Annotated in this window: 16 protein-coding genes; 6 read left to right on the top strand and 10 right to left on the bottom strand. The window is 63.5% G+C overall.

Features of this window, described 5'->3' with window-relative positions; all coding sequences use genetic code 11:
* Positions 1–17: 17 nt before the first annotated feature.
* Positions 18–1214 (bottom strand): acetylornithine transaminase, encoded by a 1197-nt coding sequence (locus tag HCN50_RS29775; RefSeq protein WP_171713438.1) that lies wholly within the window; start codon positions 1212–1214, stop codon positions 18–20.
* A gap of 246 nt (positions 1215–1460) precedes the next feature.
* Positions 1461–2786, bottom strand: coding sequence for a 30S ribosomal protein S12 methylthiotransferase RimO (rimO, locus tag HCN50_RS29780; protein ID WP_171713439.1), 1326 nt, complete (start codon positions 2784–2786; stop codon positions 1461–1463).
* A gap of 113 nt (positions 2787–2899) precedes the next feature.
* Between rimO and HCN50_RS29785 the strand changes: the two genes are divergently transcribed.
* The 3 genes from HCN50_RS29785 (at position 2900) to HCN50_RS29795 (ending at position 5055) form a co-directional block, all read left to right on the top strand.
* A complete protein-coding gene (locus HCN50_RS29785; protein ID WP_057852587.1) occupies positions 2900–3490 on the top strand; it encodes an ANTAR domain-containing response regulator in 591 nt (196 codons plus the stop codon).
* Entirely contained in the window at positions 3487–4650 is a 1164-nt protein-coding gene (locus HCN50_RS29790) for a CmpA/NrtA family ABC transporter substrate-binding protein (protein ID WP_171713440.1), read from the top strand. Before HCN50_RS29785 ends, HCN50_RS29790 begins: the two co-directional genes overlap by 4 nt.
* A 252-nt stretch (positions 4651–4902) precedes the next feature.
* Complete coding sequence (locus HCN50_RS29795) at positions 4903–5055, top strand: hypothetical protein (RefSeq protein ID WP_171713441.1); 153 nt, start codon at positions 4903–4905, stop codon at positions 5053–5055.
* Here the strand turns inward: HCN50_RS29795 and HCN50_RS29800 are convergent.
* Genes HCN50_RS29800 through pxpB form a run of 3 tightly spaced genes read right to left on the bottom strand, consistent with a single transcriptional unit; the run spans position 5052 to position 7643 of the window.
* Positions 5052–5825, bottom strand: coding sequence for a LamB/YcsF family protein (locus HCN50_RS29800; protein ID WP_171713442.1), 774 nt, complete (start codon positions 5823–5825; stop codon positions 5052–5054). The two genes, HCN50_RS29795 and HCN50_RS29800, sit on opposite strands and share 4 nt — an antisense overlap.
* 34 nt (positions 5826–5859) lie before the next feature.
* On the bottom strand, positions 5860–6915 hold the full coding sequence (locus HCN50_RS29805; RefSeq protein WP_171713443.1) for a 5-oxoprolinase subunit C family protein: 1056 nt from the start codon (positions 6913–6915) through the stop codon (positions 5860–5862).
* Positions 6912–7643, bottom strand: a complete 732-nt coding sequence (gene pxpB / locus HCN50_RS29810) for a 5-oxoprolinase subunit PxpB (protein WP_171713444.1) — start codon at positions 7641–7643, stop codon at positions 6912–6914. The genes HCN50_RS29805 and pxpB overlap by 4 nt, the downstream gene beginning before the upstream one ends.
* Before the next feature lie 214 nt (positions 7644–7857).
* Between pxpB and HCN50_RS29815 the strand changes: the two genes are divergently transcribed.
* The gene (locus HCN50_RS29815) at positions 7858–8556 is read left to right on the top strand and encodes a ribonuclease activity regulator RraA (RefSeq protein WP_171713445.1); all 699 of its coding nucleotides are present in this window, start codon (positions 7858–7860) and stop codon (positions 8554–8556) included.
* A gap of 23 nt (positions 8557–8579) precedes the next feature.
* Positions 8580–8984, top strand: a complete 405-nt coding sequence (locus HCN50_RS29820) for a (R)-mandelonitrile lyase (RefSeq protein ID WP_171713446.1) — start codon at positions 8580–8582, stop codon at positions 8982–8984.
* A gap of 13 nt (positions 8985–8997) precedes the next feature.
* Here the strand turns inward: HCN50_RS29820 and HCN50_RS29825 are convergent, their stop codons facing one another.
* The 3 genes from HCN50_RS29825 to HCN50_RS29835 form a co-directional block, all read right to left on the bottom strand.
* Positions 8998–9351 (bottom strand): hypothetical protein, encoded by a 354-nt coding sequence (locus tag HCN50_RS29825; RefSeq protein WP_171713447.1) that lies wholly within the window; start codon positions 9349–9351, stop codon positions 8998–9000.
* A gap of 139 nt (positions 9352–9490) precedes the next feature.
* The gene (locus HCN50_RS29830) at positions 9491–10330 is read right to left on the bottom strand and encodes a DUF2147 domain-containing protein (RefSeq protein ID WP_171713448.1); all 840 of its coding nucleotides are present in this window, start codon (positions 10328–10330) and stop codon (positions 9491–9493) included.
* A gap of 189 nt (positions 10331–10519) precedes the next feature.
* Complete coding sequence (locus HCN50_RS29835; RefSeq protein WP_171713449.1) at positions 10520–11299, bottom strand: transporter substrate-binding domain-containing protein; 780 nt, start codon at positions 11297–11299, stop codon at positions 10520–10522.
* A gap of 96 nt (positions 11300–11395) precedes the next feature.
* On the opposite strand from HCN50_RS29835, the gene HCN50_RS29840 reads away from it, so the two are divergent.
* Positions 11396–11908: a DUF1993 domain-containing protein gene (locus tag HCN50_RS29840; protein WP_171713450.1), complete on the top strand. Its 513-nt coding sequence runs from the start codon at positions 11396–11398 to the stop codon at positions 11906–11908.
* A gap of 21 nt (positions 11909–11929) precedes the next feature.
* Here the strand turns inward: HCN50_RS29840 and HCN50_RS29845 are convergent, their stop codons facing one another.
* Both HCN50_RS29845 and HCN50_RS29850 read right to left on the bottom strand, forming a co-directional pair.
* Positions 11930–12334, bottom strand: coding sequence for a hypothetical protein (locus HCN50_RS29845; RefSeq protein WP_171713451.1), 405 nt, complete (start codon positions 12332–12334; stop codon positions 11930–11932).
* Between the two features lie 117 nt (positions 12335–12451).
* Entirely contained in the window at positions 12452–13876 is a 1425-nt protein-coding gene (locus HCN50_RS29850; RefSeq protein WP_171713452.1) for an amidase, read from the bottom strand.
* Positions 13877–13906: the final 30 nt, after the last annotated feature.

Below are 13906 nucleotides of genomic sequence, written 5' to 3' on the forward strand. Positions count from 1 at the left end.
CGGAATGACAGGAGAGACTACGCCACCCGCCGCGCCGCCCCTGTCTTCACCAAAATCGCGTCCAGGCAATCAACCATCAGCGAGATCTCCTCGCGCGTGACATTGAGCGCCGGCATGAAGCGCAGCGCGTCGGGCTGCGGCGAGTTGATGAGCACGCCGTCCGCAAGCGCCTCGGCCACGATCGCAGGGCCGATCGGCAGTTTGAGATCGAGCGCCAGCAGCAGCCCGCGGCCACGGACCTCGCCGAGACCATGCCGCGCCGACAGCTTCTGCAATTCGCTTTCCAGAAACAGGCCGGCATCCGCGGCCGCCTTCAAGAATTGCGGCTTCGAAACCGCCTCGAGCACCGCAAGCCCGGCAGCGCACATCAACGGATTGCCGTTGAAGGTGCCGCCCTGGTCGCCGTGCTCGAAGCACGACGCTTCCTTGGTCGCGAGCAGGGCGGCCAGCGGCACGCCGCCGCCGATGCCCTTGCCGAGCGTCATGATGTCAGGCTCGATGCCGGCATGCTCGTAGTGGAACAGCTTGCCGGTCCGCCCCATGCCGGTCTGGATCTCGTCGACGATCAGCAGCAGGCCGTGCTCCTTGGTGAGCGTCCGCAACTCCGTCAAGAATTGATCGGTCGCGGGCCAGACGCCGGCCTCGCCCTGGATCGGCTCCAGCATCACGGCAACCGTGTTATCCGACATCAGCGCCTTCACTGAATCGAAGTCGTTGAGCTTGGCCTTCCTAAAGCCGGATACTTTCGGCTCAAACAAGGGCTCGAACGCCTTCTTGCCCGATGCCGACATGGTCGCGAGCGTGCGGCCGTGAAAGCCGCCTGCGAAGGTGATGATTTCGAAGGCGCCGTTCTTGTATTTCGTGCCGTATTTCCGCGCGAGCTTGATGGCGCCTTCGTTGGCCTCCGCGCCGGAATTGGCGAAGAAGACCTGATCGAAGCAACTCTTCTCGACCAGCGCCTTGGCGAGTTGCAGGCTGGGGCCGTTGTAGAAGGCTGGACTCGGCGTCAACAGCCGCTTGGCCTGTGCGGCAAGCGCTTCCGCAACGGCCGGCGGCGAATGGCCGAGCGCGTTGACAGCCCAGCCCTGCACGAAGTCGAGATAGCGCTTGCGGGAATCGTCCCAGAGATAGGAGCCCGCACCGCGGACGAACACCACCGGCGGGCGAGCGGTAATCTCCATCAGCGCGTCGAACGGATGGGTGGCGTCAGTCATGTCGATCTCCTCTGGGTGGTGCTGGGGTGAAAGGTGATGCCGAAACGCAAGAAGGCCGCACTTTGAGGGTGCGGCCTTCTCGCAACTTGGCTGAAATTAGCTAATCAGCATTGTCGTCGGACACGGCGCAACCCATCATCGTCGCGGGAGCGACGACGCAGGCAGGCGCGGCGGTTGGTCCGGTTCAGTTTCATGCGATGGCCCATACAGCCGAACGGCGGGCCGTGTCAAGCGGCGTTGGTTGGCTCAGAACCCCGCAACGCTGCCGTGCAGATCATATTGGTCGGACCGCTCGATCTTCGCGGTGACGATCTCGCCGACCTTCAGCGGGCGCCGGCTGCTGAGATAGACTGCGCCATCGATCTGCGGCGCGTCGGCCTTTGAACGACCCTTCGCGACCGTCGGGCCGACCTCGTCGACGATGACCTGCTGCCTTGTGCCAACCTTGCGCTTGAGGCGGCGGGCGGAAATCTTCTGCTGCCGGGCCATCAGCGCATTCCAGCGCTCCTGCTTGACCTCGTCGGGCACGACATTCTCGATCGCATTCGAGGCGGCGCCCGCTACCGGTTCGTATTTGAAGCAGCCGAGACGATCGATCTCGGCTTCTTCGAGCCAATCGAGCAAATAGGCGAAGTCGGAATCGGTCTCGCCGGGGAAGCCGACGATGAAGGTCGAGCGCAGCGTCAGGTCAGGACATTCCTCGCGCCACTTTTTGATCCGCGCCAGTGTCTTTTCCTGCGCGGCGGGACGCTTCATCGCCTTCAGGACGTCGGGGCTCGCGTGCTGGAAGGGAATGTCGAGATAGGGCAGGACCTTGCCTTCGGTCATCAGCCCGATGACTTCGTCGACATGCGGGTAGGGGTAGACATATTGCAGCCGCACCCAGGCGCCGAGCTCGCCGAGCTCTTTGGCGAGGTCGAAGAATTTTGCGCGGACCTGGCGGTCCTTCCAGGGACTTTCCGCATACTTCACGTCAACGCCATAAGCCGACGTATCCTGTGAGATGACCAGCAGTTCCTTGACGCCTGCTGCGACCAGCCTCTCTGCCTCGCGCAGCACGTCGTTGGCCGGCCGCGACACCAGGTCGCCACGCAGCTTGGGGATGATGCAAAAGCTGCAGCGGTTGTTGCAGCCTTCGGAAATCTTCAAGTAAGCGTAGTGCCGCGGCGTCAGCTTGACGCCCTGCGGCGGGACCAGATCGAGATGCGGGTTATGGACCGGCGGCAACGCGCGGTGCACAGCCTCCAGCACGCTCTCATATTGCTGCGGGCCCGATATCGAGAGCACACCGGGATAGGCCGCCTCGATCTGCTCGGGTTCCGCGCCCATGCAGCCGGTGACGATGACCTTGCCATTCTCGGCCATCGCCTCGCCGATGGCGCCGAGCGATTCCTGCTTGGCGCTATCGAGGAAGCCGCAGGTGTTGACGATGACGATGTCGGCGCCGTCATGTTTGCGCGCCAACTCATAGCCTTCGGCGCGCAGCCGGGTAATGATGCGCTCGGAATCCACCAGCGCCTTGGGGCACCCAAGTGAAACAAAGCTGACTTTGGGCGCAGCGGCCTGTTGCATATCTAAATCTGCCTGATTGATGTGCACGAACTAGTCCCAATTGTCCATAATTACAAGGCTTTGCGCCGGCTTCTGACGTGCTATGAAGCCCTGCCGGGCTAAAGAGTTGATCGATGAGCGCTGAGTCGTCGCCGAAAATCGTCATTGTCGACGAAAGCCCGATCCGGGCCGCAATCCTGGAAGAGGGACTGCGGGAGGCGGGCTTTACCGGCGTCGTGCATATCAGCGAAATGCAGAGCCTTTTGGCGCGAATCTATGCCCTCGATCCCGACGTCATCCTGATCGACCTGGAAAACCCCAGCCGCGATGTTCTGGAACAGATGTTCCAGGTCAGCCGGGCGGTGCGGCGGCCGATCGCGATGTTCGTCGACCAGAGCGACGCAGCCTCGATCCAGGCCTCCGTCGATGCCGGCGTCTCCGCTTATATCGTGGACGGCCTGAAGAAGGAGAGGATCAAGCCGATCCTCGATCTCTGCATTTCCCGCTTCAACGCCTTCTCGAAGCTGCAGGACGAACTCGACCGCACCAAGTCTGCGCTGGAGGAACGCAAGGTGATCGACCGCGCCAAGGGAATCCTGATGAAGGTGAAGGGCCTCACCGAAGACGAGGCCTACGTGCTGATGCGCTCCACCGCGATGCGCGAGAAAAAGAAAATCGGCGAGATCGCGCAGTCGATCCTGACCGCGTCGGAGCTTTTGAAATGAAAACACCGCTGCATATCGGCTTCATTCCGCTGGTCGATGCCGCCGCGCTGATCATCGCCGTCGACAAGGGGTTTACCGCCGCCGAAGGGCTCGACGTCACCTTGGTGCGGGAAGTGTCATGGTCCAATGTCCGCGACAAGCTCAATATCGGCCTGTTCGATGCGGCGCATCTGCTGGCGCCGGTCGCGATTGCCTCGAGCCTGGGCTTAGGCCACGTCAAGGTGCCGATCGCGGCGCCGTTCAATCTGGGCCTCAACGGCAATGCGATCACGGTGTCGCCGGCACTGCACGCAGCGATCATGAGCGAGATCGAGGGCGACGCCGTCGACCCCATGGCGACCGCACTGGCGCTCGCCCGCGTCGTGGCCGCCAGGCGCAAGAGCGGCGCCGAACCGCTGACCTTTGGCATGACGTTCCCGTTCTCCACCCACAATTATCAGCTCCGCTTCTGGATGGCGGCAGGTGGGGTCGATCCCGACGAGGACGTTCGCCTCGTCGTGCTGCCACCGCCCTACATGGTGGACAGCCTCGCCAACGGTCATGTCGATGCCTTCTGTGTCGGCGCGCCCTGGAACTCGGTCGCCGTCGATCTCGGCGTCGGCCACATTCTGCATTTCGTCTCCGATATCCTGGTGCGCGCGGCAGAAAAGGTTCTGGCGGTCAGGCAAAAGTGGTCGGAAAAGAACCCCGAGGTGCTGGCAGCCCTGATCCGCGCGGCTGCCCACGCTGCCGAGTACATCGAGGATCCCGGGAACCGTGCCGAGGCCGCCCACGTCCTGGCGCGGCCCGAACGGCTCGGCGTCGGCGCCGAGGTGATCCAGCGCACCCTCGATGGCCGGCTGAAGGTTTCGCCCGACGGGGCGCGGCGCGAGAGCAGCCGCTATCTCCTGGTCGGGCGCGAAGGGGCGGGCCGGCCCGATCCCGCGCAGGCCGCCTGGCTCTACGCCCAGATGGTGCGCTGGGGGCAGACAGAGATGCGGCCGGATGCGCTTCGAACCGCCATGGCGGTGTTCAGGCCCGATCTCTACGACGACGCCATGGGACGTCCGGGGGCCACGTCCGCTTCCAGCGCGATCGGCGCTTTTGCCGGTCCCGCGTTCGACCCCGGGGACATCGCCGGGCACCTTTCGGCCTTTACGATTGGGCATTGGAAGCCCTAACCACTCCCGATATCCGAGGGTCTAACGTTTGGGCCGCCCTTCAGGGCGGCCAGCTTCTGCTGGATATTTACCAATTCGGGTTCCGGCTGGCTCAAATCGGCCCGAATAAAATTCTCGCCCCGGTCGGGACCGAGAGAATTTTCCGCTTGAAAGGGAGTTCGCCGGAGCGCCCATATCGCTATTTCGGCGGACATCTTGCATCCGGGCGCGATCGATATTCCATATGCAGTCATGCCGCGTTGGAGATCGATTATGCGCGAACTATCGGCGGAAGCCCGCCTGCATCTTTACGCACGTTCGGTGTCCCGCCGTTCCGGCACCGGCTTTCATACCGCTGCGCTCTACAGCGCGTTCGCGCTCATCGCCGCCATCCTGTTTGGCACGCTCTCGGTCCATCCGTTCTAGGCTGAAGCCGTCTTGAACGGCGCCACCATAATGCCGGCATCCTTTAGCGCTTGACGCACGCCGCGGGCGATGTCGACGGCGCCCGGCGTGTCGCCGTGAATGCATACCGTATCGGTGCGCATCTTGATGACCTTGCCGGTGACAGACACGACCGCGCCATCCTGCACCATTCGCACCACGCGATCGGCGATAGCCTTGGCATCATGCAGTACGGCGCCGGGCTTCTTGCGCGATACCAGCGAACCATTGTCCTCATAGGCGCGATCGGCAAACACCTCGTGTACCATCGGCAGGTTGGCGGCTTCGCCCGCCTGCACCAGCTTGGAATTGGCGAGCACCACGAAGATCAGATTGGGATCGACGGCCTTGATGCCATTGGCAATGGCCTTGGCGGTCATGTCGTCCTCGCAGGCGACGTTGGAGAGCGCGCCGTGCGCCTTGACGTGGGTGACCTTGTAGCCGGCCGCAGTCGCAATCGCCTGCAACGCGCCGATCTGGTAGGCGATCAGGTTCTCGATCTCCGAAGATTTCAAGCCTGGAATTGGACGCCGGCCGAAACCGTGCAGGTCGCGATAGCCCGGGTGGGCGCCAACACTGACGCCGCGCGCCTTCGCAAGCTCAACGGTGCGTCGCATGATGTCGGGATCGCCGGCATGAAAGCCGCAGGCGACGTTCACCGACGTTGCAAGCTCGATCATCGCAGCGTCATTGCCCATCTCCCACGCGCCAAATCCTTCGCCGAGATCGCAATTGAGATCGATAGAGGTCATGGTGCTGGTCCGCTTCTCGTGAGTGGATTGGTGCTCAGTCCGGGCCTGCCGCGTCGGCCGGGAATACCGCGTGCCAGGTTCCGGCGTCGACTGCGCTGACAGCGTGGCCCGCGACATTGGCATCGTGCAGCGCATCGACGTTGAGATCAACGCTTTCGGCTTCCCGCAGACGCTCGGGCAGGGCGCGCAGCAACTCGGCAAATTTGCGTGCTTCCGCCTGCGCTTCCGCCATGCTGACGGCGCGAAAGCGAAAGGCGCGTCCGGCGGGGATCTGCGCCAATCGGCCGAGATCGGCCGAAATCACGGTTGCAATCTTTGGATAGCCGCCGCTGGTGCCGCGATCCGGCATCAGAACGATCGGCTGCCCATTGCCGGGCACCTGGAGGCTTCCGTTGACGGTGCCATCGGACACGATGTTGTGGCCGTGGAGGTGCTTGAGCACGGGGCCCTCGAGTCGGTAGCCCATGCGGTCGCTGGTTGCCGATATCTTCCATTCGCTGTCGATGAACAGCTTTTTGGTCTCGTCGGCGAATTCATCGTCCTGCGGACCCCAGAGCACGCGGATCGGCGCGTCGGTCGCCGCCGGCAGTTCGATCCGCCGTTCCGGCGCGCCGCTTGCCGCCTTCGTCTGCAACTCGTCACCGGCCTGCAGCGGGCGCGGATAGGGGCTGCCGAGGCCCGCGCGTGCGTTGACGGCGAGGCTGCCGAACATCGGCTCGCCGGCAATGCCGCCTTCGACCGCGAGATAACTAAACGAGCCGCCGCGGGTAAAGCCGAGCGTCAGCGTCTCGCCATCGGCAAGCGATGCGGAGGCATCCGATGCCACTGCGCGACCGGCGATGTCGGCATTGCGCGGCGCTCCCGCCAGCGCGACGCGCACTGCGCCGCCCCGCGCGGTGAATTTTGCGCCGAACGGGCCGACTTCGACGGCCGCCGTGAACGGTTCATTCCCAACCAGCGTATTCGCAGCCGCCAGCGCCAGCCGGTCCATCGCGCCGCTCGGCACCAGGCCATAGCGCTGGGCGCCGGGACGTCCGCCGTCCTGCACTGAACTTGCCGGGCCGATCGATGCGATGACGAGCTTGCTCATAAGGCGATCTGCTCGGCGATGATTTCACCGGCTTCGGCAGCACGATCCTGCTCCGCAAACGTCTTGGCGTCGACCGGCGTAAAGATGACGTTATCGCCCGGCTCGAGCAGGAAGATCGGATCGCGATGGAGCTGGTAGGTGCGGACCGCGGTTCGTCCCAAAAGATGCCAGCCGCTCGGGCCGGCGAGGCATTGCACACCGGTCTGCACGCCACCGATCGAGATGGTGCCGGCCGGCGTCAGCAAACGCGGGTTCTGCCGCCGCGGCATGTGCAGGGAGTCCGCGAGCCCGCTGAGATAGGACCAGCCGGGGGTAAAGCCGATCATGGCGACCCGGTAGTCGCCGGCGACATGCCGCGCCACGATCTCGTCCGGCGTGGTGTTGAGGGTTTTGGCGACATCCTCCAGATCGATGCCGTGCTCGCCGCCATAGACGACCGGAATGCGCCAACGCCGGGACTTTGTCGTTGCCGGTACCGGCCGTTGCGCGAAGGCGAGAATCTCTTTGCCGAGCCTGTCGAAATCGATCTGGACGGGGTCGTAATGGACCAGCAGCGAACGGTAGGTCGGCACGGTCTCGACAACGCCCGCAATGGGTTCGGCAGCGAGCGCGCGGTCGAGCGCCAGCACCCGCCGGTTGGCGGCATCGTCGATGTTGCGGCTGAATTCCACCGTGATGGCGCTGTCGCCACTCGGCAAAAGGCGGGGCGGGGGTGGCGTGGCGACCATGGCCTCTAGAGCTCTTGTGCTGACCTCAATCTGTAGCGTGTTTTGGACGAGAGTGGAATTCGCTTCGCGCGAAATCCGCCAGTAAGTTCAATAAATTAATCTGCATGCCGATGATAAATTGTTGTGATCGCGCCTCCCTCCAAGGCCCCTTGACGCGATGTCAGCGCTTCGCAAGATGCGCTACCTTTCTCACCCTGCGGAGCCTGCATTCCAGATGTCCCTGTCCCCTGAAGCCATCGCAACCCTGTCCGGCGTATCCACCGCCACCATCACCACCGTGCTGCTCAAGAAGGGTTTGCGAAACGTCTGGATGCGCGGCACCAAACCGCTGCGGCCCGGCCAGCCTCGACTGGTGGGACCGGCCTTTACGCTGCGCTTCGTGCCTGCGCGCGAGGATCTGGCCACGCCGGAATCCTGGTCGTCACCGATTTCGACCCGCACCGCGATCGAAGCCATGCCGGCCGGCTGCATTGCCGTGGTCGACGCCATGGGCGTCGCGGACGCCGGCATCTTCGGCGACATCCTGTGCGCGCGCATGGTCAAGCGCGGCGTTGCCGCGCTGATCACCGATGGCGTGGTGCGCGACGTCGAAGGCGTGCTCGGCACCAATCTTCCGGTCTGGTGCAATGGCTTCGCCGCACCGCCTTCCGTGGCCGGGCTGACCTTCGTCGGTTGGGGCGAGCCGATCGGCTGCGGCGGGGTTGCGGTATTTCCAAACGACATCGTGGTTGCCGACCAGGACGGCGCCGTGCTGATCCCGCAGGCGCTGCTCGATCACGTGTTGGCCGAGGGGCCGGAGCAGGAGCGGATGGAAGCCTGGATCGTCAACGAGGTGAACAACGGCGCGGTATTGCCCGGTCTCTATCCGATGAACGCCGAGACCAAGGCGCGCTACGCCGCTACGAAGAAGTAACGTCAACAGGCAGAGGCAACCCTATGGAAATCCATCTCGCTGGGTCCCGGCCGACACGCCGGGCGCCGTCAGACTATTTTACGGGCACGGTGCTGCAGGATCCGATCATCCAGACCGAGGCGCCGGCGCGGCTGGCTTCAACGCGCGTCTCGTTTGAGCCGGGCGCCCGCACGGCGTGGCATACCCACCCGCTCGGGCAGACGCTGTATGTGATCTCAGGCATTGGCCGGGTGCAGGCCAAGGGCGGACCTGTCAGGGAAATCCGGCCCGGCGATGTCGTCTGGATTCCGCCGGGCGAGAAGCATTGGCACGGGGCTTCGCCGACCAACAGCATGACCCACATCGCCATGCAGGAAGCGCTCGACGGCAGCTATGTCACCTGGATGGAGCACGTGACCGACGCGGAGTACGCCGAGAAGGTCGGCTGAGCGGGCCGTTGCTTCACATCCGCTGCGCGGTCCAGGTGCCGGAGCACAGCGCTGCGCGCCATGTGCCTGATCCTGACGTAGCAGTGAGAACGCCGGAGCCGACCGCGCGCTTCATGCCGCTGGCAAGGGTGACGCGGATGGAGCCGGCTTCGGCTACGCGGCCGGAGGCCGTGATGGCGGCGTTGTGGGAGGCGACCTGACCGTTGCTGATTCCGATCGAGACCGAAGCGACGCTGCTGCAGGCGGCGTTCGACGAGGCGATCTGCACATTCCAGTCGCCGTCAAATGTTGCGGCTGCAGATGGTGTCGCGAGGCCTAGTGCAGCAAGCAGCGAAACGGCGACCACGGATTTCCGAGACTTTAGCATGACGTGCCCCTTTGGTTTGGACACGGTCATGCTCTCACAGCGCTTCCCTGACGACAGTGATTGTCGTCACGCGGCGAATCCGTGAAAAAGCCCCGCGGGATGGCAGGGCTTGGTTCGCGTGCGCAGCAATGCTCGCCGATCAGTTGACGCGGGTCCAGGTCTGGCCGCCGCAGAACATGCCGCCGAAGGCGCAGCCCTGAACGCGCAGGCTGTCGGTACCCTTGAGGGCGATCGTGGAATCGTAGGTGCTGCCGGTGGTCGGATCGAGAATCCGGCCGCTCCACTTGTCCTTGCCGGGTTTCATGTTGATCAAGACCTGCTCGCCGTTCTGGTTCGACTTCTTGTCGACGGAATAGCCGCAGAGGTTGGCGCCGCACTGTTCAATCCGCACCTTGCCTTCCTTTTCTTCCGTCAGCCACACGCCGATCGGTGAGTTCGCGGGCGGAGCCATCGAAGCGGCGGGGGCCGCGGCCTGTTTCTGTTGCGGCTGCGGCGGCGCGGCTACGGGGGCGGGCGGCTCGATTGCCGGAGCAGCGTTTTGTGGCGCTTGAGGCGCAACAGGCGCTGCCGGCGCAGGCGCAGCAGCATCGGTCGGCGCAACGGCTGCGGTCGCGGTTGACGGCGTAGCCGTCGCAGCGGCAGGAGCGCTCGGAGCAGGGGCGGCAGGTGCCGGCGCCGCAGGGGCAGCCGCTTGTTCTGTTGCTGGCGGCGCCGCCGGCGCCGGCGCTGTTTCGGGTGCGGCCTGCGGAGCGGTCTTCGCCTGCTGCGGGACCTTCCTGCTCGGACGATCAAGATCGCCTTCCTCGCCACGCGCGCGCTTCTTCTTGCCGGTATTGTCGTAGACGCCCGGAATGGAAACGGTGCCGCGATCAGGATCGATCGTAATGGTGCGGCCGTTATACTCGAAGGTGTACTGCGCCTGCGCGGCGGTGACGGTGCTCGCCAGCAAAAGCGCGGCGATAGCGAGACACTTCTTCATTCTGATGACCTCCTGGCAGGAACCCCGTTCCTCGAAGCTACTACGCATCGGTAGCTCCACCCAACGTGATCCAGATCACTTTCAAACTATAAGTCGTGTACTAGCGGCTTCGGTTCAAATTCGAATTTGCAGATTAAATAGAGCTCAATTGACGGTCAAATTTCCGGCGGAAAGCGAGTCTTTCCGGAATCAATCGAACCAGACAGCATAGATTTTCTTGAAGCTTCCGTCCTGGGTGGTGATGTGGAGCCACTGGTCCACAAAGGCCTTCAGCGCCACGTCGCGCTGCAGCCAATAGGCCTTTTCGGAAAAGTCGAACGGCTTTTCCGGATGCACCGCGCAGAGCACGCCCGCGTGCTGCTTCTGCTGGTAGCGGGTTTCGGAAGCGTCCGTCATCATCAGATCGGCATTGCCTTTGGCGATCTCCTCGAAAATCGTGACGTTGTCAATCCACACTTTGATCTCGGCATTCTTGATGTTCGCCTTGGCGAATCGTTCATTGGTGCCGCCGGGATTGACGATGACGCGCGTGCCGGCCCTGTCGATATCTGCAATGGTCTCATATTTGTCCTTGTCGGCGCAGCGCGCGATCGGCGTCTTGCCCTCGCGCATGATCGGCGCCGAGAACAGCCCCTTTTTCTGCCGGTCGAGCGTGATCGAGACGCCGCCCATCGCGATGTCGAAATTGTCGGCTTCAAAATCCTTTATCAGTTGCGGCCAAGCCGTCTTCACGAACTCGACCTTGACGCCGATCGCCTTGCCAAGTGCTTCCGCCATGTCGACGTCGAAGCCGCGGAATTTCGAGGTGTCCTTGTCGTAGTAGGTGAACGGCAGATAGTCGCCGGTCATGCCGACCCGCAGCGTGCCGCGCTTGATGATATCGTCGAGGCGGGAATTCCCGACCTGCTGCGCGTGGGCCGAAACCGTCCACAGCACGGCGATTGCAAGACTGACCAACACCCGAAACATCACGTCTTCTCCAACGGCAATTTAGATGACATCCTCAAAGCGATGGCGCGGATTTAGACCAGATCGCCACGCCGTGCCAGCCGGAGAAATCGAAACGTGACCATCTCGCTTCATGAGGCTTCCGTCGGCGTGTTTGTGCCGTATCTCGGAAATCTGTCCGGTCTTCTCGACAAGGCTTCGGCGCATGCCGAAACCTGGAACATCGATCCCGCCGTGCTCCTGAACATGCGGCTCTCGCCCACCATGTACAATTTGAAGCAGCAGGTCGGAGAAGCAAGCCGGCATGCAATCGTTGCCAGCGCGCTCCTGGCCGGACGCGCACCTCTCACGTTTTCAGACGCAGAGCCCGATATCGCCGAGCTCAAGACACGGATATCCGCGGCGGTCGAGTTCGTGCAAGCTCTGCCGCGCGCCGAGATCGACGCCGCGGCCGACAAGGAAGTCGCGTTCACCTTCAAGAATGGCAACCAGCGGAAATTCACCGGAAAATCGTTGCTGCTGACCTTCAGCGTTCCGCAGTTCTTCTTTCATGCCACGACGGCGTACGACATCTTGCGCCATGCCGGTGTCGACCTCGCCAAGAAGGACTTTCTGGAGGCGCCAAGATAGCCGTCAGGCCATCGCGGAAGATTACTCCTCACCGTTGCGGACCGGATTGGCGACCGCGCTGCGTCCGACCATCTCGCTCTTCAATTGCTCGAAGCGGCGGCGCGCGGCGCTCTCGCGATTATCGACCATCTGGATCGCGGCCTCCCTCGACATCGGCCCGATGATGATCGGAGCGGAATTCTCGCCGATGGTCTCGTCGACATAGTAGTCGCCGTTCTCGAGCCGGACGGTCCATTTGAAACGGATCGCCGCCATCGGCCCAGGACCGAATTTGCAGTAGCCATGAGCCTCGATCGGCAGAGGCGCGGCGGGGAGCGGAGGAGGGGCCACGGGCCTTTGCTCGGTGGATTCGCGATGGGCTTGCGGCGGGTCAAGAATGCTGGCGATGGTCGCCAGGGCATGATCGGTTGGGTCGCTTGGCGTCACGATTCGGCCTCCCGGATCGAGCCCGCTTGCAGAATCGGTGTCAGTTGCCGCCCGGGCTCCCTCCTTGCTTCCGAATAAAGCTGGGTTTTGTCAATCCGTGGCTTTTTTGCGGCGCGGCTAGGCGCATACTGGCGGTAATTTGTTCTTCCACGGGCGCACCTGTTCAAGCTGACCGGCCAGCCGGAACAGGGTCGCCTCGTCGCCGAATCTGGCCGAGAACATCATGCCGAGCGGCAGCCCGGCCTTGTTCCACGCCAATGGCACCGACATCGCCGGCTGTCCGGACATGTTGAACATGGACGTCCCGGGCATGTAGCGTCGCAGGATCGGGGCAATGTGCGACAGATCGTTCGACATTGTGTTGAGCTCGCCGATGCGGAGCGGTGGTGCGCACAATGTGGGAGACAGGAAGACGTCGCAGCCTGCGAAGAAGGCCGCCAGCGAGCGGGAGATCTGGAAAGCAGCGAGCTGGGCGGCGACATAGTCGGTCGCGGTGACCTTCTTCGCGTTGTGGGAATGCGCCAGCGTCAACGCCTCGATATCTCTGTCCGTCATTTCCCGGCCGAGCCTCTGCTCGAGTAGCCGCACTGTCAGCGCGGTGTTGCCGCCGACAATGGTGGTCATGACAGCGGCAGGATCGGCCGCGAGCTCCGGCGCCCGTTCCTCGACGTGGTGGCCGAGCCCGGCCAGAAGGCTTGCGATCTCGCGCACGGCGGCCGCGATTTCCGGGTCGATGGCGTCGCCATACGGCGACTTGTCGGTGAAGGCGATGCGAAGCCGGCCGGGGTCGCGACCGACTTCCTGCGAGAACGGCCGTTCCGGCGGCGGCGCGACATAGGGGCTCGACGCTTCAGGACCGTGGATCGCATCCAGCATCACCGCGCTATCGCGCACGCTGATGCTCACGACGTGGCCGCAGGAAAATCCACCCCAGCCTTCGCCGCGATCGGGCCCCAGCGGATTGCGCGCCCGGGTCGGCTTCAGGCCGAACACGCCGCAGGCCGAGGCGGGGATCCGGATCGAACCGCCGCCATCGCTGGCATGGGCAACGGGAAGAATGCGGGCGGCAACGGCAGCCGCGGCTCCGCCCGACGAGCCGCCGGAGGAATGCGCGAGATTCCAGGGGTTGCGGGTCGGCCCGAACAGGCGTGACTCCGTCGTCGGCATCAGGCCGAATTCGGGACTGGAGCTCTTGCCGAAGATGGATACGCCGGTATCGATGAAACGCTGCGCCAGCGTCCCGGTATGGTCAGCCACAAAATCCATCAGGACCGTCGCGCCCGAGGTCGTGCGCGTGCCTTCCAGGAGGTCGAGGTCCTTCAGGAGGAACGGCACGCCGGTGAAAGGGCCGTCGATCAGGCCATTCGCGATCTGACGCTCGGCATAGTCGTAATGTTTGACGACGACCGCGTTGATCTGCGGATCTATTTTCGCTGTGCGGGCGACGGCCTCGTCGAGCAATTCCTTAGGCGAGACCTGTTTCTCTCGAACCAGTTCGGCGAGGCCAACCGCGTCGTAATTGCCGTATTCCTTGAACGCCATGCACTACCTCACTAGCCGGCCGGTCGATGC

The sequence above is a fragment of the Bradyrhizobium archetypum genome, assembly GCF_013114835.1.
Taxonomy (GTDB): Bacteria; Pseudomonadota; Alphaproteobacteria; order Rhizobiales; family Xanthobacteraceae; genus Bradyrhizobium; species Bradyrhizobium archetypum.

Excerpts from the sequence above, each read along its gene's own strand:
- HCN50_RS29805 (WP_171713443.1), bottom strand. The coding sequence starts at position 6,915 with ATGAGCAAGCTCGTCATCGCATCGATCGGCCCGGCAAGTTCAGTGCAG.
- HCN50_RS29800 (WP_171713442.1), bottom strand. The coding sequence starts at position 5,825 with ATGACCTCTATCGATCTCAATTGCGATCTCGGCGAAGGATTTGGCGCG.
- HCN50_RS29820 (WP_171713446.1), top strand. The coding sequence starts at position 8,580 with ATGGAAATCCATCTCGCTGGGTCCCGGCCGACACGCCGGGCGCCGTCA.
- rimO (WP_171713439.1), bottom strand. The coding sequence starts at position 2,786 with ATGCAACAGGCCGCTGCGCCCAAAGTCAGCTTTGTTTCACTTGGGTGC.
- HCN50_RS29785 (WP_057852587.1), top strand. The coding sequence starts at position 2,900 with ATGAGCGCTGAGTCGTCGCCGAAAATCGTCATTGTCGACGAAAGCCCG.
- HCN50_RS29830 (WP_171713448.1), bottom strand. The coding sequence starts at position 10,330 with ATGAAGAAGTGTCTCGCTATCGCCGCGCTTTTGCTGGCGAGCACCGTC.
- HCN50_RS29850 (WP_171713452.1), bottom strand. The coding sequence starts at position 13,876 with ATGGCGTTCAAGGAATACGGCAATTACGACGCGGTTGGCCTCGCCGAA.
- HCN50_RS29790 (WP_171713440.1), top strand. The coding sequence starts at position 3,487 with ATGAAAACACCGCTGCATATCGGCTTCATTCCGCTGGTCGATGCCGCC.
- HCN50_RS29825 (WP_171713447.1), bottom strand. The coding sequence starts at position 9,351 with ATGCTAAAGTCTCGGAAATCCGTGGTCGCCGTTTCGCTGCTTGCTGCA.
- pxpB (WP_171713444.1), bottom strand. The coding sequence starts at position 7,643 with ATGGTCGCCACGCCACCCCCGCCCCGCCTTTTGCCGAGTGGCGACAGC.
- HCN50_RS29835 (WP_171713449.1), bottom strand. The coding sequence starts at position 11,299 with ATGTTTCGGGTGTTGGTCAGTCTTGCAATCGCCGTGCTGTGGACGGTT.
- HCN50_RS29775 (WP_171713438.1), bottom strand. The coding sequence starts at position 1,214 with ATGACTGACGCCACCCATCCGTTCGACGCGCTGATGGAGATTACCGCT.
- HCN50_RS29795 (WP_171713441.1), top strand. The coding sequence starts at position 4,903 with ATGCGCGAACTATCGGCGGAAGCCCGCCTGCATCTTTACGCACGTTCG.
- HCN50_RS29815 (WP_171713445.1), top strand. The coding sequence starts at position 7,858 with ATGTCCCTGTCCCCTGAAGCCATCGCAACCCTGTCCGGCGTATCCACC.